The organism is Curtobacterium sp. MCBD17_030, from assembly GCF_003224255.1.
Taxonomy (GTDB): domain Bacteria; phylum Actinomycetota; class Actinomycetes; order Actinomycetales; family Microbacteriaceae; genus Curtobacterium.
Map to the genome: position 1 here is coordinate 22,292 of NZ_QKLI01000020.1, position 14,575 is coordinate 36,866.

A 14,575-nucleotide genomic window follows, 5' to 3' on the forward strand; every position below is an offset into this window, starting at 1 on the left:
CGAACGCCCGCGGAATGCCCGACCCCTCAGTACCGGGTCAGTGCTCGTACTGCGTGGGGATCGAGATCTCTTGCCCGGCCTGCACGGCGGAGCCGTTCAGGGCGTTGAGGCTCACGACGTCCTGGATGAAGTCACGGGGGTCGGAGTTCGGCGCGGTGTCCTCGGCGACCTGCCACAGCGTCTCGCCGGGCTGGATCGTCACGGTGTCGAAGTGCACGTTCGCCGCACGGTCACCGGCCGAGGCCTGGCCGCCGTTCAACATCGCGATGCCCACGCAGAGCAGGACGGGGACAGCCGCGAGGGTGGTGAAGACCACTCGCCCGCGACGGGTGAGACGGAGGCGCGTGTGCGCGACGGGTGCTGCGGTGTGCTGCATGTCCGCGATGGCGTTGGTGCTCATGTCGTTGCCTTCCTGCTTGCCTTGGTGTCGGTCGACCGTCGTGGCCGTCCGAAGCCGTGTACCGAACATACGTTCGACTCGGAGGATGCACAACCCCTCGGGAGGGTTTCGTGGGGGTTTTTCTTGCGACACGCTCGAACAGGTGTTTGTCCGACATGTCACGGTCGGATACTGTTTCGATCGACTGGAGCAAGTCTCGCCGGGACCACTGACATTTCCGCGGGGCACGGTTCCACTCCGGACGAAGGGCGAGACGTGGCGGACGAACTGCGCGGACAGAAACCGTTGACGGCGAAGCAGCAGTCGATCCTCGACGCGATCCGAGCGTCGATCGCGAGCCGGGGCTACCCGCCGAGCATGCGCGAGATCGGCGACGCAGCCGGCCTGTCCTCACTGTCCAGCGTGTCCCACCAGCTCGGGCAACTCGAGCTCGGCGGCTGGATCCGCCGAGACCCCAACCGCCCCCGCGCGCTCGAGGTCCTGGTCGACGAGCCGACCCCCGACTCCGACGGCCCCGACGTCGACGCAACGACCCTCGTCCCCCTGGTCGGACGCATCGCCGCGGGTGTCCCGATCACCGCTGAGCAGCACGTCGACGAGATCATCCCGCTTCCCCGTCAGCTGGTCGGTACGGGTGACCTCTTCATGCTCAAGGTCGTCGGCGAGTCGATGATCGACGCCGCGATCTGCGACGGCGACTGGGTCGTGGTCCGGTCGCAGCAGACGGCCGAGAACGGCGACGTCGTCGCCGCGATGCTCGACGAGGAAGCCACGGTCAAGGTCTTCCGGCAGCGCGACGGCCACACCTGGCTGCTCCCCCGCAACACCGCGTTCGAACCGATCCTCGGCGACGCGGCGACGGTCCTCGGCAAGGTGGTGGCGGTCCTCCGCTCCCTCTGACCCCGCAACACGCAACGAGGGCGGCTCCTCGCAACGGGATCACGTTGCGGGGAGCCGCCCTCGTTGCGTTCTGCGGATCGCGTCCGGCCGGCAGCGCGAACGACGGGAGGCGCGGTGCCAGCCGGCACCGCGCCTCCCGTCGGACCAGCCGTCAGGCGGACGGCGTGGGCGCGACCACGTACGGGTCGAGCTCGGCGACCTCGCGCTGGAAGACCCGCACCCGCAGGCGTGTGCCTTCCTCGACGTAGTCGAGCGACTCGACCGCGCCGGAGTCGTGCAGCTGCGACACCAGGTCTCCGCGCGAGAACGGCAGGACCACGGTCAGTTCGACGTCGGGTTCCGGCAGCCGTTCCTCGATGGCGTCGAGGAGCTCCGGGATGCCCTCGCCCGTGCGGGCGGAGACGAACACGGCGTCCGGCGCGAGCCCGAGGAGCAGCATCCGCTGCGTGTCGTCGACCAGGTCGGACTTGTTGAAGACGACGACCTCGGGGACGTCGCGGGCGCCGACGTCGCCGATGACCTCGCGGACCGTGGCCAGCTGTGCCGCCGGGTCCGGGTGCGAGCCGTCGACCACGTGCACGATGACGTCGGCGTCGCCGACCTCTTCGAGGGTGGAGCGGAACGCCTCGACCAGCTGGTGCGGCAGGTTGCGGACGAACCCGACGGTGTCGGTGAACGTGAACTCGCGACCCTTCGCGGTACTCGTTCTGCGGACCGTCGAGTCCAGCGTCGCGAACAACTGGTTCTGCACCAGCACTCCAGCGCTCGTCAGGCGGTTGAGCAGCGACGACTTGCCGGCGTTCGTGTAGCCGGCGATCGCGACGCTGGGGACCTCGTTGCGGTTCCGCTCGGCACGCTTGGCCTCGCGGGCGGGGGTGAAGCCGGCGATCTGCCGACGGAGCTTCGCCATCCGGGTGTGGATCTTGCGGCGGTCGAGCTCCATCTTCGTCTCACCCGGGCCACGGGAACCCATGCCCGCACCGCCGGAGACCTGACCACCAGCCTGTCGGGACATCGACTCACCCCAACCACGCAGACGCGGCAGCAGGTACTGGAGCTGCGCGAGCTCGACCTGCGCCTTGCCCTCCCGCGTGGAGGCGTGCTGGCTGAAGATGTCGAGGATCACGGCCGTGCGGTCGATGACCTTGACCTTGACGACGTCCTCGAGTGCACGGCGCTGTGAGGGCGCGAGCTCGGTGTCGGCGATCACCGTGTCCGCCCCGGTGGCCTTGACGACCATCGCCAGCTCCTGGGCCTTGCCCTTGCCGAGGTAGGTCGCGGGGTCCGGGTTCGGACGGCGCTGCAGGAGCCCGTCGAGCACCACGGCGCCGGCGGTCTCGGCGAGGGCCGACAGCTCGCGGAGGGAGTTCTCGGCGTCCGAGGCGTCGCCCTGCGCGTACACGCCGATCAGGACGACCCGCTCGAGTCGGAGCTGCCGGTACTCGACCTCGGTGACGTCCTCGAGCTCTGTGGAGAGACCGCCGACCCGGCGGAGCGCCGCGCGGTCGTCACGGTCGTACTGTTCGCCGTCGCCGTCCCAGCCCTGCTCGTCGACCGAGCGGGTCTGGATCGCCTGTGCCGGCGCGAAGATGGAGGAGGCGGCGCGCTTGTCGGCGTTGCGCAGCACTCGCTCGACGACACCGTCTGCGCTGTCGTCGTGGATGGTCTGTTCGTCCTGCTGATGGGTATCCGTCATGCTGTCCACAGGCTACCTCCGGACGCCTCAGGACACACGGGGTTCCCGGTACGGTTCTTCCATGGCGAACGACCACTACTTCTCGGCCACCCCGGAGAGCGCGGCGCGACCGCGGCAGATCCGGGTGACCCTCGCCGGTCGGACGCTCGAGCTCACCACCGCGGCGGGTGTCTTCAGCCCCGACGGCGTCGATCGCGGCACGAGCGTGCTGCTGCAGAACGTCCCCGCTCCCGCGCCGGACGGGAACCTGCTCGACGTCGGCTGCGGCTGGGGGCCGCTGGCGATCACGATGGCGCTGCAGTCCCCGGACGCCCACGTGTGGGGCGTCGACGTCAACGAGCGCGTGCTCGACCTGGCCCGGACCAACGCGGCCGCCGCCGGTGCGGAGAACGTCACGGTCGGACTGCCCGCGGAGATCCCCGCTGACACGACGTTCGCCACGATCTGGTCCAACCCACCGATCCGGGTCGGCAAGGACGAACTGCACGACATCCTCCGCACCTGGATCCCGCGGCTCGCGGTCGGCGGCGACGCCTGGCTGGTCGTCTCGAAGGACCTCGGGGGCGACTCCCTGCAACGCTGGTTGCAGCAGATGCTGGGGGACGGCTTCACCGTCGTGCGGGCGACGACCGACAAGGGCTTCCGCGTCATCCGGGTGCACCGCACAGCCTGACGAGCGCGCTCGCGCGGTCATTGCCGGGATGCGCTGTCAGGCCGGAGTGCGCGGTCAGGCTGGAGTGCGCGGTCATGGCATGGAGACGCGGGCTGCTCAGCCTGGAGGCACGGATCGCCGCACCGACGTCCGCCCGGTGATCCGGGCCTCCCGTCCGACGGCACCGTCACCCTCACCCTCACCCTCACCGGGAGCGGCGCACCCGCTCAGACCGTCAGGTCTCCGGAGAACACGAGCTCGGCCGGACCGGCGAGCGAGACGTGTTCGCCGTCCTCGGTCGCCGTCATGCGCACGGTGAGCACGCCACCCGGCACGCGGACGCGCCAGGTGTTCGGTGCCGAGGCTCCAGCCCAGTGCCGGGTGGCGAGGGCGGCGGCCACCGCGCCGGTGCCGCAGGACAGTGTCTCGCCACTGCCCCGCTCGTGCACGCGCATCGTGATCTCGCCGACGCCGTCGGTGACGAGCGGGTCACCGGGCAGGACGAACTCGACGTTGGCACCGGTGGCCGGTGCCGGGTCGAGGACCGGGATGTAGGTGAGGTCGATGCCCGCGAGCTCCGCTTCGCTGGCCACCGCGACGACGACGTGCGGGTTGCCGACGTCGATGCCCAGACCGGGACGCGCGTTGTCCAGGTCCTTCGCCCGGACGAGGACGTCGTCCGCTCCCCCGCCGTCGATGCCGAGTCCCCAGCGCCCGAGGTCCGCGGCGAACCCGTTCGTGGAGCGCTGGATGTCGACGACGCCCTTCCGGCTGCCGACCGTCAGCGTCCGCCCGGGCTCGAGGTCGACGAGCCCCGCCTCGGTCAGGTACCGGGCGAAGACGCGGATGCCGTTGCCGCACATCTCCGCGACCGAGCCGTCGGCGTTGTGGTAGTCCATGAACCAGGTCGCATCGGGGTCCTCGTCGAGGATGGCCCGTCCTTCCGGGATCGCGTCGGAGCGCACGGCACGGATGACGCCGTCGGCGCCGACCCCGAACCGACGGTCGGCGATCGCGCGGATCCGGTCGGGGGTCAGGTCGACCGTGGCGTCGGGGTCGGCGAACAGGACGAAGTCGTTGCCGGTCCCGTGGCCCTTGGTGAAGTGCAGCTCGGTCACGGGACGATCCTACGGGCCAGGTCGGACAGCTCCGCCGTGCCGGCCCCGGTGACGTCGAGCGTGCTGACGTGCGTCGTGTCACCGTCGGTGTAGCGCTTGAACCAGGAGACCTGCCGACGGGCGTACTTGCGCGTGGCGATGCTCGTGGCCTCGACGGCCTCCTCGGTGCTCGCCTCGCCGCGGAGGACCTGCAGCGCCTGCGCGTAGCCGATCGCGGCACGGGCCGTCGGGCCCTGCTCGAGCCCCTCGTCGCGGAGGCGCGCGACCTCGTCGACGAGCCCGTCGGCGAACATCCGCTCGGCCCGCACGCGCAGGGCGTCGACGAGCTGCTCACGGTCGCGACGCAGGTGCAGGACCTGCGCGGGTCGCCAGGACCGCGGGGCGGACGGGAGGCTCGGCGTGACACGGTCTGACCGGCTCGCGATCTCGACGGCGCGGATCAGACGACGCGGGTTCCGCGCGTCGATGACGGCGGCGGCCTCGGGGTCGAGCGCGCGGAGCCGCTCGAGCAGGACGTTCGGGCCGAGTTCGCGGTGCTCGCGCTCCAGTTGCTCGCGGAGGACCGGGTCGGTGCCCGGGAACGCGAGGTCGAACAGCACCGCCGAGACGTACAGCCCGCTGCCGCCGACGAGGACCGCGACCCCGCCGTCCGCCGTGATGTCCGCGATGACGGCTCGGGCGTCGCGCTGGTACGCGGCGACGCTCGCCTCGTCGGTCACTCGGAGGACGTCGAACAGGTGGTGCGGGATGCCACGCCGTTCGGACTCCGGGACCTTCGCCGTCCCGATGTCCATGCCGCGGTAGAGCTGCATGGCGTCCGCGTTGACGATCTCCGCCCGTCGGCCCTGCGCCCGGTGCCGCTCGGCGATGTCGAGGGCGAGTTCGGACTTGCCGGTGCCGGTCGCCCCGACGACGGCGACGACGGCGATCAGGTCAGCGGCCGACACGGAGCGTGGGGAGGCCGAGCGACACCGGGCGGGCGCCCTCGCCGGGCACGGTCGGGGTCGGGACGCCGCAGGACTCGGCCTGCGCGGTGTCCCAGGCGTCGCCGGCCCGGGTGCGACGGATGCGCAACGGAGCGTCGGAATCCGCGAGGAGGAAGTGGGGTGCCGACCTGGTGATGTCCACCGAGACCACGTCGCCGGGCCGCGGGACCTCGGAGCCGGTCGGGACGGCGAAGTGCACCAGGCGGGAGTCCTCCGCGCGGCCGGAGAGCCGGCGCGTGGCGTCGTCCTTCTTGCCTTCACCCGTGGCGACCAGGACCTCGACCGTGCGACCCACCTGCGCGGCGTTCTCCTCGGCGGTGATGCGCTCCTGCAGCGCGATGAGTCGCTCGTACCGTTCCTGCACGACCTGCTTCGGCAGTTGCTCGTCCATCGTCGCGGCCGGGGTGCCAGGACGGATCGAGTACTGGAACGTGAACGCCGTCGCGAAGCGGGCCTGTTCGACGACCCGGAGTGTGTCCTGGAAGTCGGCTTCGGTCTCGCCGGGGAAGCCGACGATGACGTCCGTGGAGATCGCCGCGTGCGGGATGGCGGCACGCACCCGGTCGAGGATCCCGAGGAACCGCTCGCTGCGGTAGCTGCGACGCATGGCCTTGAGCACCCGGTCGGACCCGGACTGCAGCGGCATGTGCAGCTGCGGCATCACGTTCGGCGTCTCGGCCATCGCGGCGATGACGTCGTCCGTGAACGCGGCGGGGTGCGGGCTCGTGAAGCGGACGCGTTCCAGACCGGCGATCTGCCCGGTGGCGCGGAGGAGCTTGCCGAACGCCTGGCGGTCGCCGAACTCGACGCCGTAGGAGTTCACGTTCTGGCCGAGCAGGGTGACCTCGATCGCCCCGTCGTCGACGAGCGCCTGGACCTCGGCGAGGACGTCGCCGGGACGGCGGTCCTTCTCCTTGCCGCGCAGGGAGGGCACGATGCAGAACGTGCAGGTGTTGTTGCAGCCGACGGAGATCGACACCCAACCGCTGGAGGTCGACTCCCGCTTGGTGGGGAGCGTCGACGGGAAGACCTCGAGCGACTCGAGGATCTCGAGCTGCGCCTCGCCGTTGTGCCGCGCTCGTTCGAGCAGGGTCGGCAACGATCCCATGTTGTGCGTACCGAAGACGACGTCCACCCAGGGTGCCTTCTCGAGGATGACGTCCTTGTCCTTCTGCGCCAGGCAGCCGCCGACCGCGATCTGCATGCCCGGGTGGTCGCGCTTGATCGACGCGAGGCGCCCGAGGTTGCCGTAGAGACGCTTGTCGGCGTTCTCGCGGACCGCGCAGGTGTTGATGACGACGACGTCAGCCTGCTCGTCCTCGGACCCGAGGGATCCGGCGGCGACGTACCCGGCGGCGCGGAGCGAACCGCTGAGCCGCTCGGAGTCGTGCACGTTCATCTGGCACCCGTACGTGCGGACTTCGTAGGTACGCGGGCGCGAGGCGACGGTGTCCATGATCGTCCAGTGTAGGTCCGGACTCGGGGACCCCGGCGGCGGCGCCGGGACGTCCGCGCCGAGGCACCGGGAGCGCGAGAACGGGCCGGAGCGCGTCCGCTCCGGCCCGTTCCTGACACGTCACGCGGCAGGCATCACTCGTCCGTCACTCGAAGCGGACGGTCCCGCCCCCGGTCGTCGGACGTCGCGGTCCGTCCAGGGCACGCTCGACGGCGACGCGCACGACACCACCGTTGTAGCCCTTGCGCATCAGGAACCCGGACAGCCGGCGTTCTGCGGTCGCCCGGTCGAGGCCGCGCATCTGTCCGGCACGCTTCGCAGCCAGCTCGAGGGCCCGGACGAACTCGTCGTCCTCGTCGTCGGCGGCCGCTTCGAGGGCGGCGTCGATGGCGGCCTGGTCGATACCCCGACGACGGAGGTCGGCGACGATCGCCTGCCGCCCGAGCCCCTTCCGCGAGTGCATCCGGTCGACCAGGTCGGTGGCCAACGCGACGTCGTCGAGCAGCCCGACCCGCGTCAGCCGCTCGATCTCGTGCTCGATGACGTCCGGGTCGAACTCGTCCTGCTTGACGAGCATCGTCCGGAGTTCGGAGGTGCTGACGCCACGACGGCTCAGCGCTCGCATGCTGATGCGCTCGGCGTCAGCACGCTGCTCGTCGAGCGGCCGCGGTGCGTCGGCGGGATCGATCTCCCCGCCGGTGATCGAGAAGACCGACGCGGTCGGGGCATCGGCTTCCTCCCCGTCGTACCCGCTCTGCTCGGCACGAGTCGTGCGTCCGGAGCCGTCCCCCACCACGGGCGACAGCCACTCGGACTGCACGCCGCGGATCGGCAGCGGCACCGGGGTGTCTGCGTCGGGACGGTCGGCGCCGGCGCTGCTGTCAGCCTCGGGGGCGTCCTCGGGGCCAGCCGACTGTGGAGGAGCCGTCCGCGGCGCCGCAGCGGACGAGCCCCGACGGGACCGCGCACCGAACAGGTCGGTGACGGGTGCGAGGTCCGCGTCGTCCTCTCCGGCCGTCACGCGCCCTTCGCGACCTTCGGCGCGATCGACTCGACCGGTGCCGCTTCCTTGGCCCCACCGACACCGAGCTTGGCGAGGATCTTGCCCTCGATCTCGGCCGCGATCTCGGGGTTCTGGATCAGGAAGGCACGGGAGTTCTCCTTGCCCTGGCCGAGCTGGTCACCGTCGTACGTGTACCAAGCACCGGACTTCTTGACGATGTTGTGGTCGACACCGAAATCGAGCAGCGAGCCTTCGCGGGAGATGCCGACGCCGTACAGGATGTCGAATTCGGCCTGCTTGAAGGGCGGCGCCATCTTGTTCTTCACGACCTTGACGCGGGTGCGGTTGCCGACTGCTTCGGTACCGGTCTTCAGTGTCTCGATGCGGCGGATGTCGAGGCGGACGGAGGCGTAGAACTTCAGCGCCTTACCGCCGGACGTGGTCTCCGGCGAACCGAAGAACACGCCGATCTTCTCGCGCAGCTGGTTGATGAAGATCATCGTGGTCTGCGTCTGGTTCAGGCCACCGGCCAGCTTGCGGAGGGCCTGCGACATGAGGCGTGCCTGCAGACCGACGTGCGAGTCACCCATCTCACCTTCGATCTCGGCGCGCGGCACGAGGGCTGCGACGGAGTCGATGACGATGAGGTCGATGGAGCCCGAACGGACGAGCATGTCCGCGATCTCGAGGGCCTGCTCAGCCGTGTCGGGCTGCGACACCAGGAGCGCGTCGATGTCGACACCGAGCTTCTTGGCGTACTCGGGGTCGAGCGCGTGCTCGGCGTCGATGAACGCGGCGATGCCGCCGTTCCGCTGGGCGTTGGCGATGGCGTGGATCGTCAAGGTCGTCTTGCCGGAGGACTCCGGACCGTAGATCTCGATGATGCGGCCACGGGGAAGTCCACCGATGCCGAGCGCGACGTCCAGCGCGACGGAGCCGGTGGGGATGACGGCGACCGGAGCACGTTCGTCGGTCCCGAGGCGCATCACGGCACCCTTGCCGAACTGACGGTCGATCTGGGCGAGTGCGGTCTCGAGGGCCTTCTCGCGGTCTACTGCTGATGGCATGGGATGCTCCTTCGTGCTGGTGACGGCCGCCTGTAGGCTGTCGCGTCCGGACCGGCCGATGGTGCAAGGCCACTCGTTCTGCGACAAGGCTTCGGACGTGTTCCGATGTCCATGAACCTACGGCCGCCCACCGACATCACTGCCCGGGCGAGCGTGGGTTGTGGATGGAGCATCCGGTCAACGTCGCTGTGCAGGAACGTAGCACCGACCGAACACGTGTTCGAGCGACACGCCGAACACACGTTCGCCTCGCGCGCGGGAGTCCGTCAGCTCCGCGGCTCCTGCAGGCCACGCCCGTGCCGACGCTCCTCGGGGACGTCCTGCGAGTCGCACAGCGCCTCCCAGACCGTCCGTGCGTCGATCCCGGCATCGAGAGCGTCCGCCGCCGAGCGCCCTCCGAGTTGCTCGAGCACGACGTCCCGCGCGACGACCGCCCCGTACGCATCCCCGAACACCTGGTCGACGGCTCGCCAGAACTCACTCACGCGCATCGGACCACCCTAACAACGGCGAACGCCCCCGCCGGCGGACCGGCGAGGGCGTTCGTTCGTGCGATACGTGTCAGCGCACCGCGAGGTCGTTGTCGAACTCGGCGACGAGTTCATCGGGAAGCGTGTCCGGGACCCGGGTGAGTCCTTCGACCACCGCGAGACGGTCACCCACTTCGCGCATGATCGTCGAGATGGGAGTGTCGAGAGCATCCGCAACCGAAGCGAGGATCTCCGAGCTGGCCTCTTTCTGACCACGCTCGACCTCGCTGAGGTACCCGAGGGCAACGCTGGCCTTGGACGCGACCTGACGGAGGGTCCGGCCCTTCTGCAAGCGGAAGTCCCGCAGCACATCGCCGATTTCCTGACGAACGAGAACCATGAGAACTCCTCCTTCCTGTCATCTCCGCGCCCGCTCGGTCGGGATGACCGAGCTCGGGTTCAGCAACCGTGACGTTGCCGGTTGCAGCATGGTAGCCAGTACGGCTGCCGTCCTGCTGGAGATTGCGTGAGATGTAACCTGACGGTCACGCCACCTATTCCACGCCCCGGACTCTGGATCGCAGTCGTGTCAGGAGTTCGGAGACGACGGCCCGTCGGATCGTCCCGCGCTCCCCGTCCAGGTGCAGTTCGACCGCTTCCGCGCCGGAACCGCCCGCGATGCCGATGAACACGGTACCGACCGGCTTGCCGTCCTGTGGGTCCGGACCGGCGACACCCGTCGTGCTGATCCCCCAGGTCGCCGGGACGTCGTCGACTGCCAGCGCGATCCGGACACCAGCGGCCATCTGGCGCGCGACCTCCGGGTCGACCGCACCGCGCTCGGCGAGCAGGTCGGCGTCGACGCCGAGCACCGTCGCCTTCACCGGGGTCGCGTAGGCCACGACTCCCCCGCGCACGACGGCGCTGGCCCCCGGGACGCCGACGAGTTCCGCGACGACGAGCCCGCCGGTCAGCGACTCCGCCACCGCGACCGTCTCGCCTCGCGCGGTGAGCTCCGCGACGAGCGCCCGAGCGACGTCAGCCACGTCGGTGCCGTCTGCGGGACCTCCGTCGACCGGGAGGCTCACGCTACGGTCCGGTTGTGCTTCCAGGCCTGCACGAGGTAGTCCACCCCGCTGGCGACCGTCGCGACGAACGCCGCGGTCATGAGGATGCCGTTCACCCAGTGCGCGAGGTCGCCGACGAGGTTCCACCACGGGAACAGCGCGAGCGTGATCGCGACGGCCTGCAGCACGGTCTTGATCTTCCCGCCGCGGCTGGCCGGGATCACCCGGTCGGACAGCACCGCGAAGCGGAAGACCGTGATCCCGATCTCGCGGATCATGATCAGCACGGTCACGTACCAGGGCAACTCGCCGAGGATCGACAGGGCGACGAGCGCGCCGCCGATCAGGACCTTGTCGGCGATCGGGTCGACGAGCTTGCCGAAGTCGGTGACCAGGTTCTGCCGGCGGGCGATGATGCCGTCGGCGCTGTCCGTGACGATCGCCACGACGAAGAGCACGGCGGCCCAGATGCGGACCGGTCCGTCGGAGCCGGCGTCGGCGAGGAGCAGGACGAAGAACAGGGGCGCCATGAGGATGCGCACCACGGTGATGATGTTGGCGACGTTCGCGGTCGACGCGGGGCCGGGACCCTTGCGCAGGATCCGGCCGCGCCACGGGAACCGGTTCGTCGTGCCGTCGGAGGCGGTCATGGTCTCACTCCCTGCCCGTCAGGCCCCAGGCGTCCTCGTCGGTGTCGCCTTCCTCTTCATCGTACCCGCGCGTCATGCCGGCGACCGGGTCGTTGCCGTACCGGTCGTCCGACCCGACTGCCGCGCCAGCGGGGGCGGACGGAGCACCGGCCGGCGCAGCGGGTGTCGAAGCGACGGTTGTCGAAGCGACGGGGGCCGGCGCAGCGGGGGGTTCTTCGCCCCGGAGCTTCGCGAGCACCGAGGGCAGCTGGTCCCCGGTGACGAGGACGTCGCGCGCCTTCGACCCCTCGGACGGTCCGACGATGTCGCGGGACTCCATGAGGTCCATGAGGCGCCCGGCCTTCGCGAAGCCGACGCGGAGCTTGCGCTGCAGCATCGACGTCGAGCCGAACTGCGTCGAGACGACCTGCTCCACCGCCGCGAGCAGCAGTTCGAGGTCGTCGCCGATGTCAGCGTCGATCTCCTTGCGCTCGACCACGGCAGCGACGTCCTGGCGGTACTCGGGCTGGGCCTGCCGGGTGACGTGCTGGACGACCTCGGCGACCTCGCCCTCCTGCACCCAGGCGCCCTGCACGCGGACGGCCTTCGAGGACCCCATCGGCAGGAAGAGCCCGTCGCCCTGGCCGATGAGCTTGTCCGCCCCGGGCTGGTCGAGGATGACGCGGGAGTCGGTGACGCTGGTCACGGCGAACGCGATCCGGGAGGGCACGTTCGCCTTGATGAGCCCGGTGATGACGTCCACCGACGGGCGCTGCGTGGCGAGCACCAGGTGGATGCCGGCGGCACGGGCGAGCTGGGTGATGCGGACGATGGACTCCTCGACGTCGCGCGGGGCGACGAGCATGAGGTCCGCGAGCTCGTCGACGACGACGAGCAGGTACGGGTACGGCTTGAGCTTCCGCTCACTGCCGGCCGGCAGCACGATCTCCTCGTTCTGGACGGCCTTGTTGAAGTCGTCGACGTGGCGGAACCCGAAGGACGCCAGGTCGTCGTACCGCATGTCCATCTCCTTCACGACCCACTGCAGCGCTTCGGCCGCCTTCTTCGGGTTCGTGATGATCGGGGTGATCAGGTGCGGGACCCCCGCGTAGATGGACAGCTCGACGCGCTTCGGGTCGACGAGGACCATCCGCACCTCCGACGGCTTCGCCCGCATGAGCAGCGAGGTGATCATCGAGTTGATGAACACCGACTTGCCCGAGCCGGTGGAGCCCGCGACCAACAGGTGCGGCATCTTCGCGAGGTTCGCGACGACGAAGCCGCCCTCGACGTCCTTGCCGACGCCGATCGTCATCGGGTGCTTCGACTTGGTGGCGGCACTCGAGCGCAGCACGTCGCCGAGGGACACGATCTCGCGGTCGCTGTTCGGGATCTCGACGCCGATCGCGCTCTTGCCGGGGATCGGCGAGAGGATGCGGACCTCGTTCGAGGCCACCGCGTACGACAGGTTCTTCGACAGCGCGGTGACGCGTTCGACCTTCACGCCCGGGCCGAGCTCGATCTCGTAGCGCGTGACCGTCGGTCCGCGCGAGAACCCGGTGACCTTCGCATCGACCTTGAACTCGGTGAGGACACCGGTGATCGCCGCGACGATCTCGTCGTTCGCCTGGCTGCGGGCGACCGACGGCGTGCCGGCGCTCAGCGTGGTCGCGGCGGGCAGGCGGTACGGCTGCGCCGGGTCCTCGGCACCGGCGACGGGCGACGGTCCCTCGGGCTCGTCCTCGACACCGACCTCGCCGAGGTCGGACTCACCGGAGACCACGGGCACGGACACCACGGGCACGGAGACGACGGGCACCGGCGCGATGGCGGGTGCGGCCACGGCTGCGGCGGACGGGAGGCCCGTGGCCACGGCCGCCGCGACGTCACGGTCCGGTCGGAACGCCTCGGTCGGCGCTGCCGGCGCTGGTGAGCCGAAGTCGCGGAGCGCCTGCTCGGCCCGGTCGAGGTCGTCGGCGACGTCCTGCTCGATCGAGTCGTTGAGGTTGACCGACTCGGGCTCGGCCGGCGTCAGATCGCGCAGCCCGGCGGTACCGGCAGCACGGGAGCCGGCACCGACCGCGGCAGCACCGGCCGGCGGGATGACCGGGCTGTCGTACGCCGGGTCCTCTTCACGCCCGGACTTGTTTCGCCGCCACCAGGGCAGGTGCTCGTCGGCCCCCGGCTCGACGGGGGCACCGTCCTCGTCGAACCCGAGGTCCTCGAACAGCGGGAAGTCCTGCGACTGACCCTTCCCACCGCGCTTCCGGGTCGGCTTCGTGGCGACAGCGGCCGCGTCGACGTCGTCCTCGGTCATCTCGGCTGCGGGGCCGGGCGCGCCGAACAGGTAGGCGTACAGCTCGTGCAGACGGCGACCGAGCTTGTTCGGCGGCGTCTTGGTGATGATGAAGAGGGACAGTGCGAGCAGCACGATCGCGACCGGCACGGCCACCCAGGCGGTGGCGACCGCGACGAGCCACCCGATGACGACCCAGCCGAGCACGCCACCGGCGGCAGCGAGGGCGGGCATGCCGTCCACTGCGCTCGGCTGGCCGCCGAAGACGTGGCAGAGCGATGCGATCGAGACGAGCAGCAACCCGAGACCGATGCCGATCCGGGTGTTGTCGTGCACGGACGCCGGGTGCCGGAAGAGCCAACCGGCGAAGACGACCATGATCACCGGGAGTGCGAACGCCAGTCGACCGAACAGGCCGCCGAACGTGTACGCGTCGAGTGCGATGGAGACCGCGTTGGTCGGGTTGAGCCACTCCACCACGGCACCGGCGATCGCCAGGACGAACAGCAGGAACGGGAAGCCGTCGCGGCGCTGGTCCTTCTCGAGCGACTCCTTGCCGAGCAGCCGGAAGCCGGCACCGACGCCGTGCGCCATGCCCAGCCACGCGGTCACGAGCGGGTTCTGCTCGCGGAACACCGGCGACGGTGCCGCCTGCGGCAGTTTCTTCGTCGTGGCCTGGGTACGCGACGTCCCGCGCGGCCCGCCTCCACGGGTCGACGATGACGACGCGCGCGTGCGCGTGGTCGACTTGGTGCCTCCGGCCATGGGGTCGACCCTAACGCCAGCCGACGACGATGGACGCAAGGCCCGCCGCAGCGTCCGTGGCGGACGTGAC

General features: G+C 70.3%; 14 protein-coding genes. 2 read left to right on the top strand and 12 right to left on the bottom strand.

Features of this window, described 5'->3' with window-relative positions:
- Nucleotides 1–37: 37 nt before the first annotated feature.
- Nucleotides 38–400 carry a LysM peptidoglycan-binding domain-containing protein gene (locus tag DEI89_RS14450; protein ID WP_110904791.1) on the bottom strand — a complete coding sequence of 121 codons (363 nt, stop codon included), beginning with the start codon at nt 398–400 and terminating at the stop codon, nt 38–40.
- A gap of 255 nt (nt 401–655) precedes the next feature.
- Here DEI89_RS14450 and lexA point away from each other — a divergent pair, with 255 nt between their 5' ends.
- Entirely contained in the window at nt 656–1,300 is a 645-nt protein-coding gene (gene lexA / locus DEI89_RS14455; RefSeq protein ID WP_110904756.1) for a transcriptional repressor LexA, read from the top strand.
- 151 nt (nt 1,301–1,451) lie between these two features.
- On the opposite strand, the gene hflX is transcribed toward lexA, so the two are convergent.
- Nucleotides 1,452–2,996, bottom strand: a complete 1,545-nt coding sequence (gene hflX, locus DEI89_RS14460; RefSeq protein ID WP_110904792.1) for a GTPase HflX — start codon at nt 2,994–2,996, stop codon at nt 1,452–1,454.
- Nucleotides 2,997–3,057: 61 nt separating this feature from the next.
- Here hflX and DEI89_RS14465 point away from each other — a divergent pair, with 61 nt between their 5' ends.
- Nucleotides 3,058–3,669 (top strand): class I SAM-dependent methyltransferase, encoded by a 612-nt coding sequence (locus tag DEI89_RS14465; protein ID WP_110904757.1) that lies wholly within the window; start codon nt 3,058–3,060, stop codon nt 3,667–3,669.
- Nucleotides 3,670–3,875: 206 nt separating this feature from the next.
- On the opposite strand, the gene dapF is transcribed toward DEI89_RS14465, so the two are convergent.
- The 10 genes from dapF to DEI89_RS14515 all read right to left on the bottom strand — a co-directional run bounded on the left by dapF (nt 3,876) and on the right by DEI89_RS14515 (nt 14,505).
- Nucleotides 3,876–4,766 carry a diaminopimelate epimerase gene (dapF, locus tag DEI89_RS14470; RefSeq protein WP_110904758.1) on the bottom strand — a complete coding sequence of 297 codons (891 nt, stop codon included), beginning with the start codon at nt 4,764–4,766 and terminating at the stop codon, nt 3,876–3,878.
- Entirely contained in the window at nt 4,763–5,713 is a 951-nt protein-coding gene (gene miaA / locus DEI89_RS14475; protein WP_258366509.1) for a tRNA (adenosine(37)-N6)-dimethylallyltransferase MiaA, read from the bottom strand. Before miaA ends, dapF begins: the two co-directional genes overlap by 4 nt.
- Entirely contained in the window at nt 5,700–7,208 is a 1,509-nt protein-coding gene (gene miaB / locus DEI89_RS14480) for a tRNA (N6-isopentenyl adenosine(37)-C2)-methylthiotransferase MiaB (RefSeq protein WP_110904759.1), read from the bottom strand. Before miaB ends, miaA begins: the two co-directional genes overlap by 14 nt.
- 145 nt (nt 7,209–7,353) lie before the next feature.
- Nucleotides 7,354–8,229, bottom strand: coding sequence for a regulatory protein RecX (locus DEI89_RS14485; RefSeq protein ID WP_110904760.1), 876 nt, complete (start codon nt 8,227–8,229; stop codon nt 7,354–7,356).
- Nucleotides 8,226–9,278: a recombinase RecA gene (recA, locus tag DEI89_RS14490; RefSeq protein WP_110904761.1), complete on the bottom strand. Its 1,053-nt coding sequence runs from the start codon at nt 9,276–9,278 to the stop codon at nt 8,226–8,228. The genes DEI89_RS14485 and recA overlap by 4 nt, the downstream gene beginning before the upstream one ends.
- Nucleotides 9,279–9,544: 266 nt before the next feature.
- Entirely contained in the window at nt 9,545–9,769 is a 225-nt protein-coding gene (locus DEI89_RS14495) for a DUF3046 domain-containing protein (protein ID WP_110904762.1), read from the bottom strand.
- Nucleotides 9,770–9,839: 70 nt separating this feature from the next.
- On the bottom strand, nt 9,840–10,148 hold the full coding sequence (locus DEI89_RS14500; RefSeq protein WP_110823882.1) for a helix-turn-helix domain-containing protein: 309 nt from the start codon (nt 10,146–10,148) through the stop codon (nt 9,840–9,842).
- A 154-nt stretch (nt 10,149–10,302) separates the two neighbouring features.
- Nucleotides 10,303–10,794, bottom strand: a complete 492-nt coding sequence (locus DEI89_RS14505) for a CinA family protein (RefSeq protein WP_110904794.1) — start codon at nt 10,792–10,794, stop codon at nt 10,303–10,305.
- A 38-nt stretch (nt 10,795–10,832) separates the two neighbouring features.
- Nucleotides 10,833–11,465 carry a CDP-diacylglycerol--glycerol-3-phosphate 3-phosphatidyltransferase gene (gene pgsA / locus DEI89_RS14510; RefSeq protein WP_110904763.1) on the bottom strand — a complete coding sequence of 211 codons (633 nt, stop codon included), beginning with the start codon at nt 11,463–11,465 and terminating at the stop codon, nt 10,833–10,835.
- Between the two features lie 4 nt (nt 11,466–11,469).
- Nucleotides 11,470–14,505, bottom strand: coding sequence for a DNA translocase FtsK (locus tag DEI89_RS14515; protein WP_110904764.1), 3,036 nt, complete (start codon nt 14,503–14,505; stop codon nt 11,470–11,472).
- Between the last annotated feature and the right edge of the window lie 70 nt (nt 14,506–14,575).

What these genes read in the sequence shown, in the direction of transcription:
- DEI89_RS14450 (WP_110904791.1), bottom strand. Translation starts at nt 400, where the DNA reads ATGAGCACCAACGCCATCGCGGACATGCAGCACACCGCAGCACCCGTC.
- hflX (WP_110904792.1), bottom strand. Translation starts at nt 2,996, where the DNA reads ATGACGGATACCCATCAGCAGGACGAACAGACCATCCACGACGACAGC.
- DEI89_RS14465 (WP_110904757.1), top strand. Translation starts at nt 3,058, where the DNA reads ATGGCGAACGACCACTACTTCTCGGCCACCCCGGAGAGCGCGGCGCGA.
- miaB (WP_110904759.1), bottom strand. Translation starts at nt 7,208, where the DNA reads ATGGACACCGTCGCCTCGCGCCCGCGTACCTACGAAGTCCGCACGTAC.
- recA (WP_110904761.1), bottom strand. Translation starts at nt 9,278, where the DNA reads ATGCCATCAGCAGTAGACCGCGAGAAGGCCCTCGAGACCGCACTCGCC.
- DEI89_RS14495 (WP_110904762.1), bottom strand. Translation starts at nt 9,769, where the DNA reads ATGCGCGTGAGTGAGTTCTGGCGAGCCGTCGACCAGGTGTTCGGGGAT.
- DEI89_RS14500 (WP_110823882.1), bottom strand. Translation starts at nt 10,148, where the DNA reads ATGGTTCTCGTTCGTCAGGAAATCGGCGATGTGCTGCGGGACTTCCGC.
- pgsA (WP_110904763.1), bottom strand. Translation starts at nt 11,465, where the DNA reads ATGACCGCCTCCGACGGCACGACGAACCGGTTCCCGTGGCGCGGCCGG.
- DEI89_RS14515 (WP_110904764.1), bottom strand. Translation starts at nt 14,505, where the DNA reads ATGGCCGGAGGCACCAAGTCGACCACGCGCACGCGCGCGTCGTCATCG.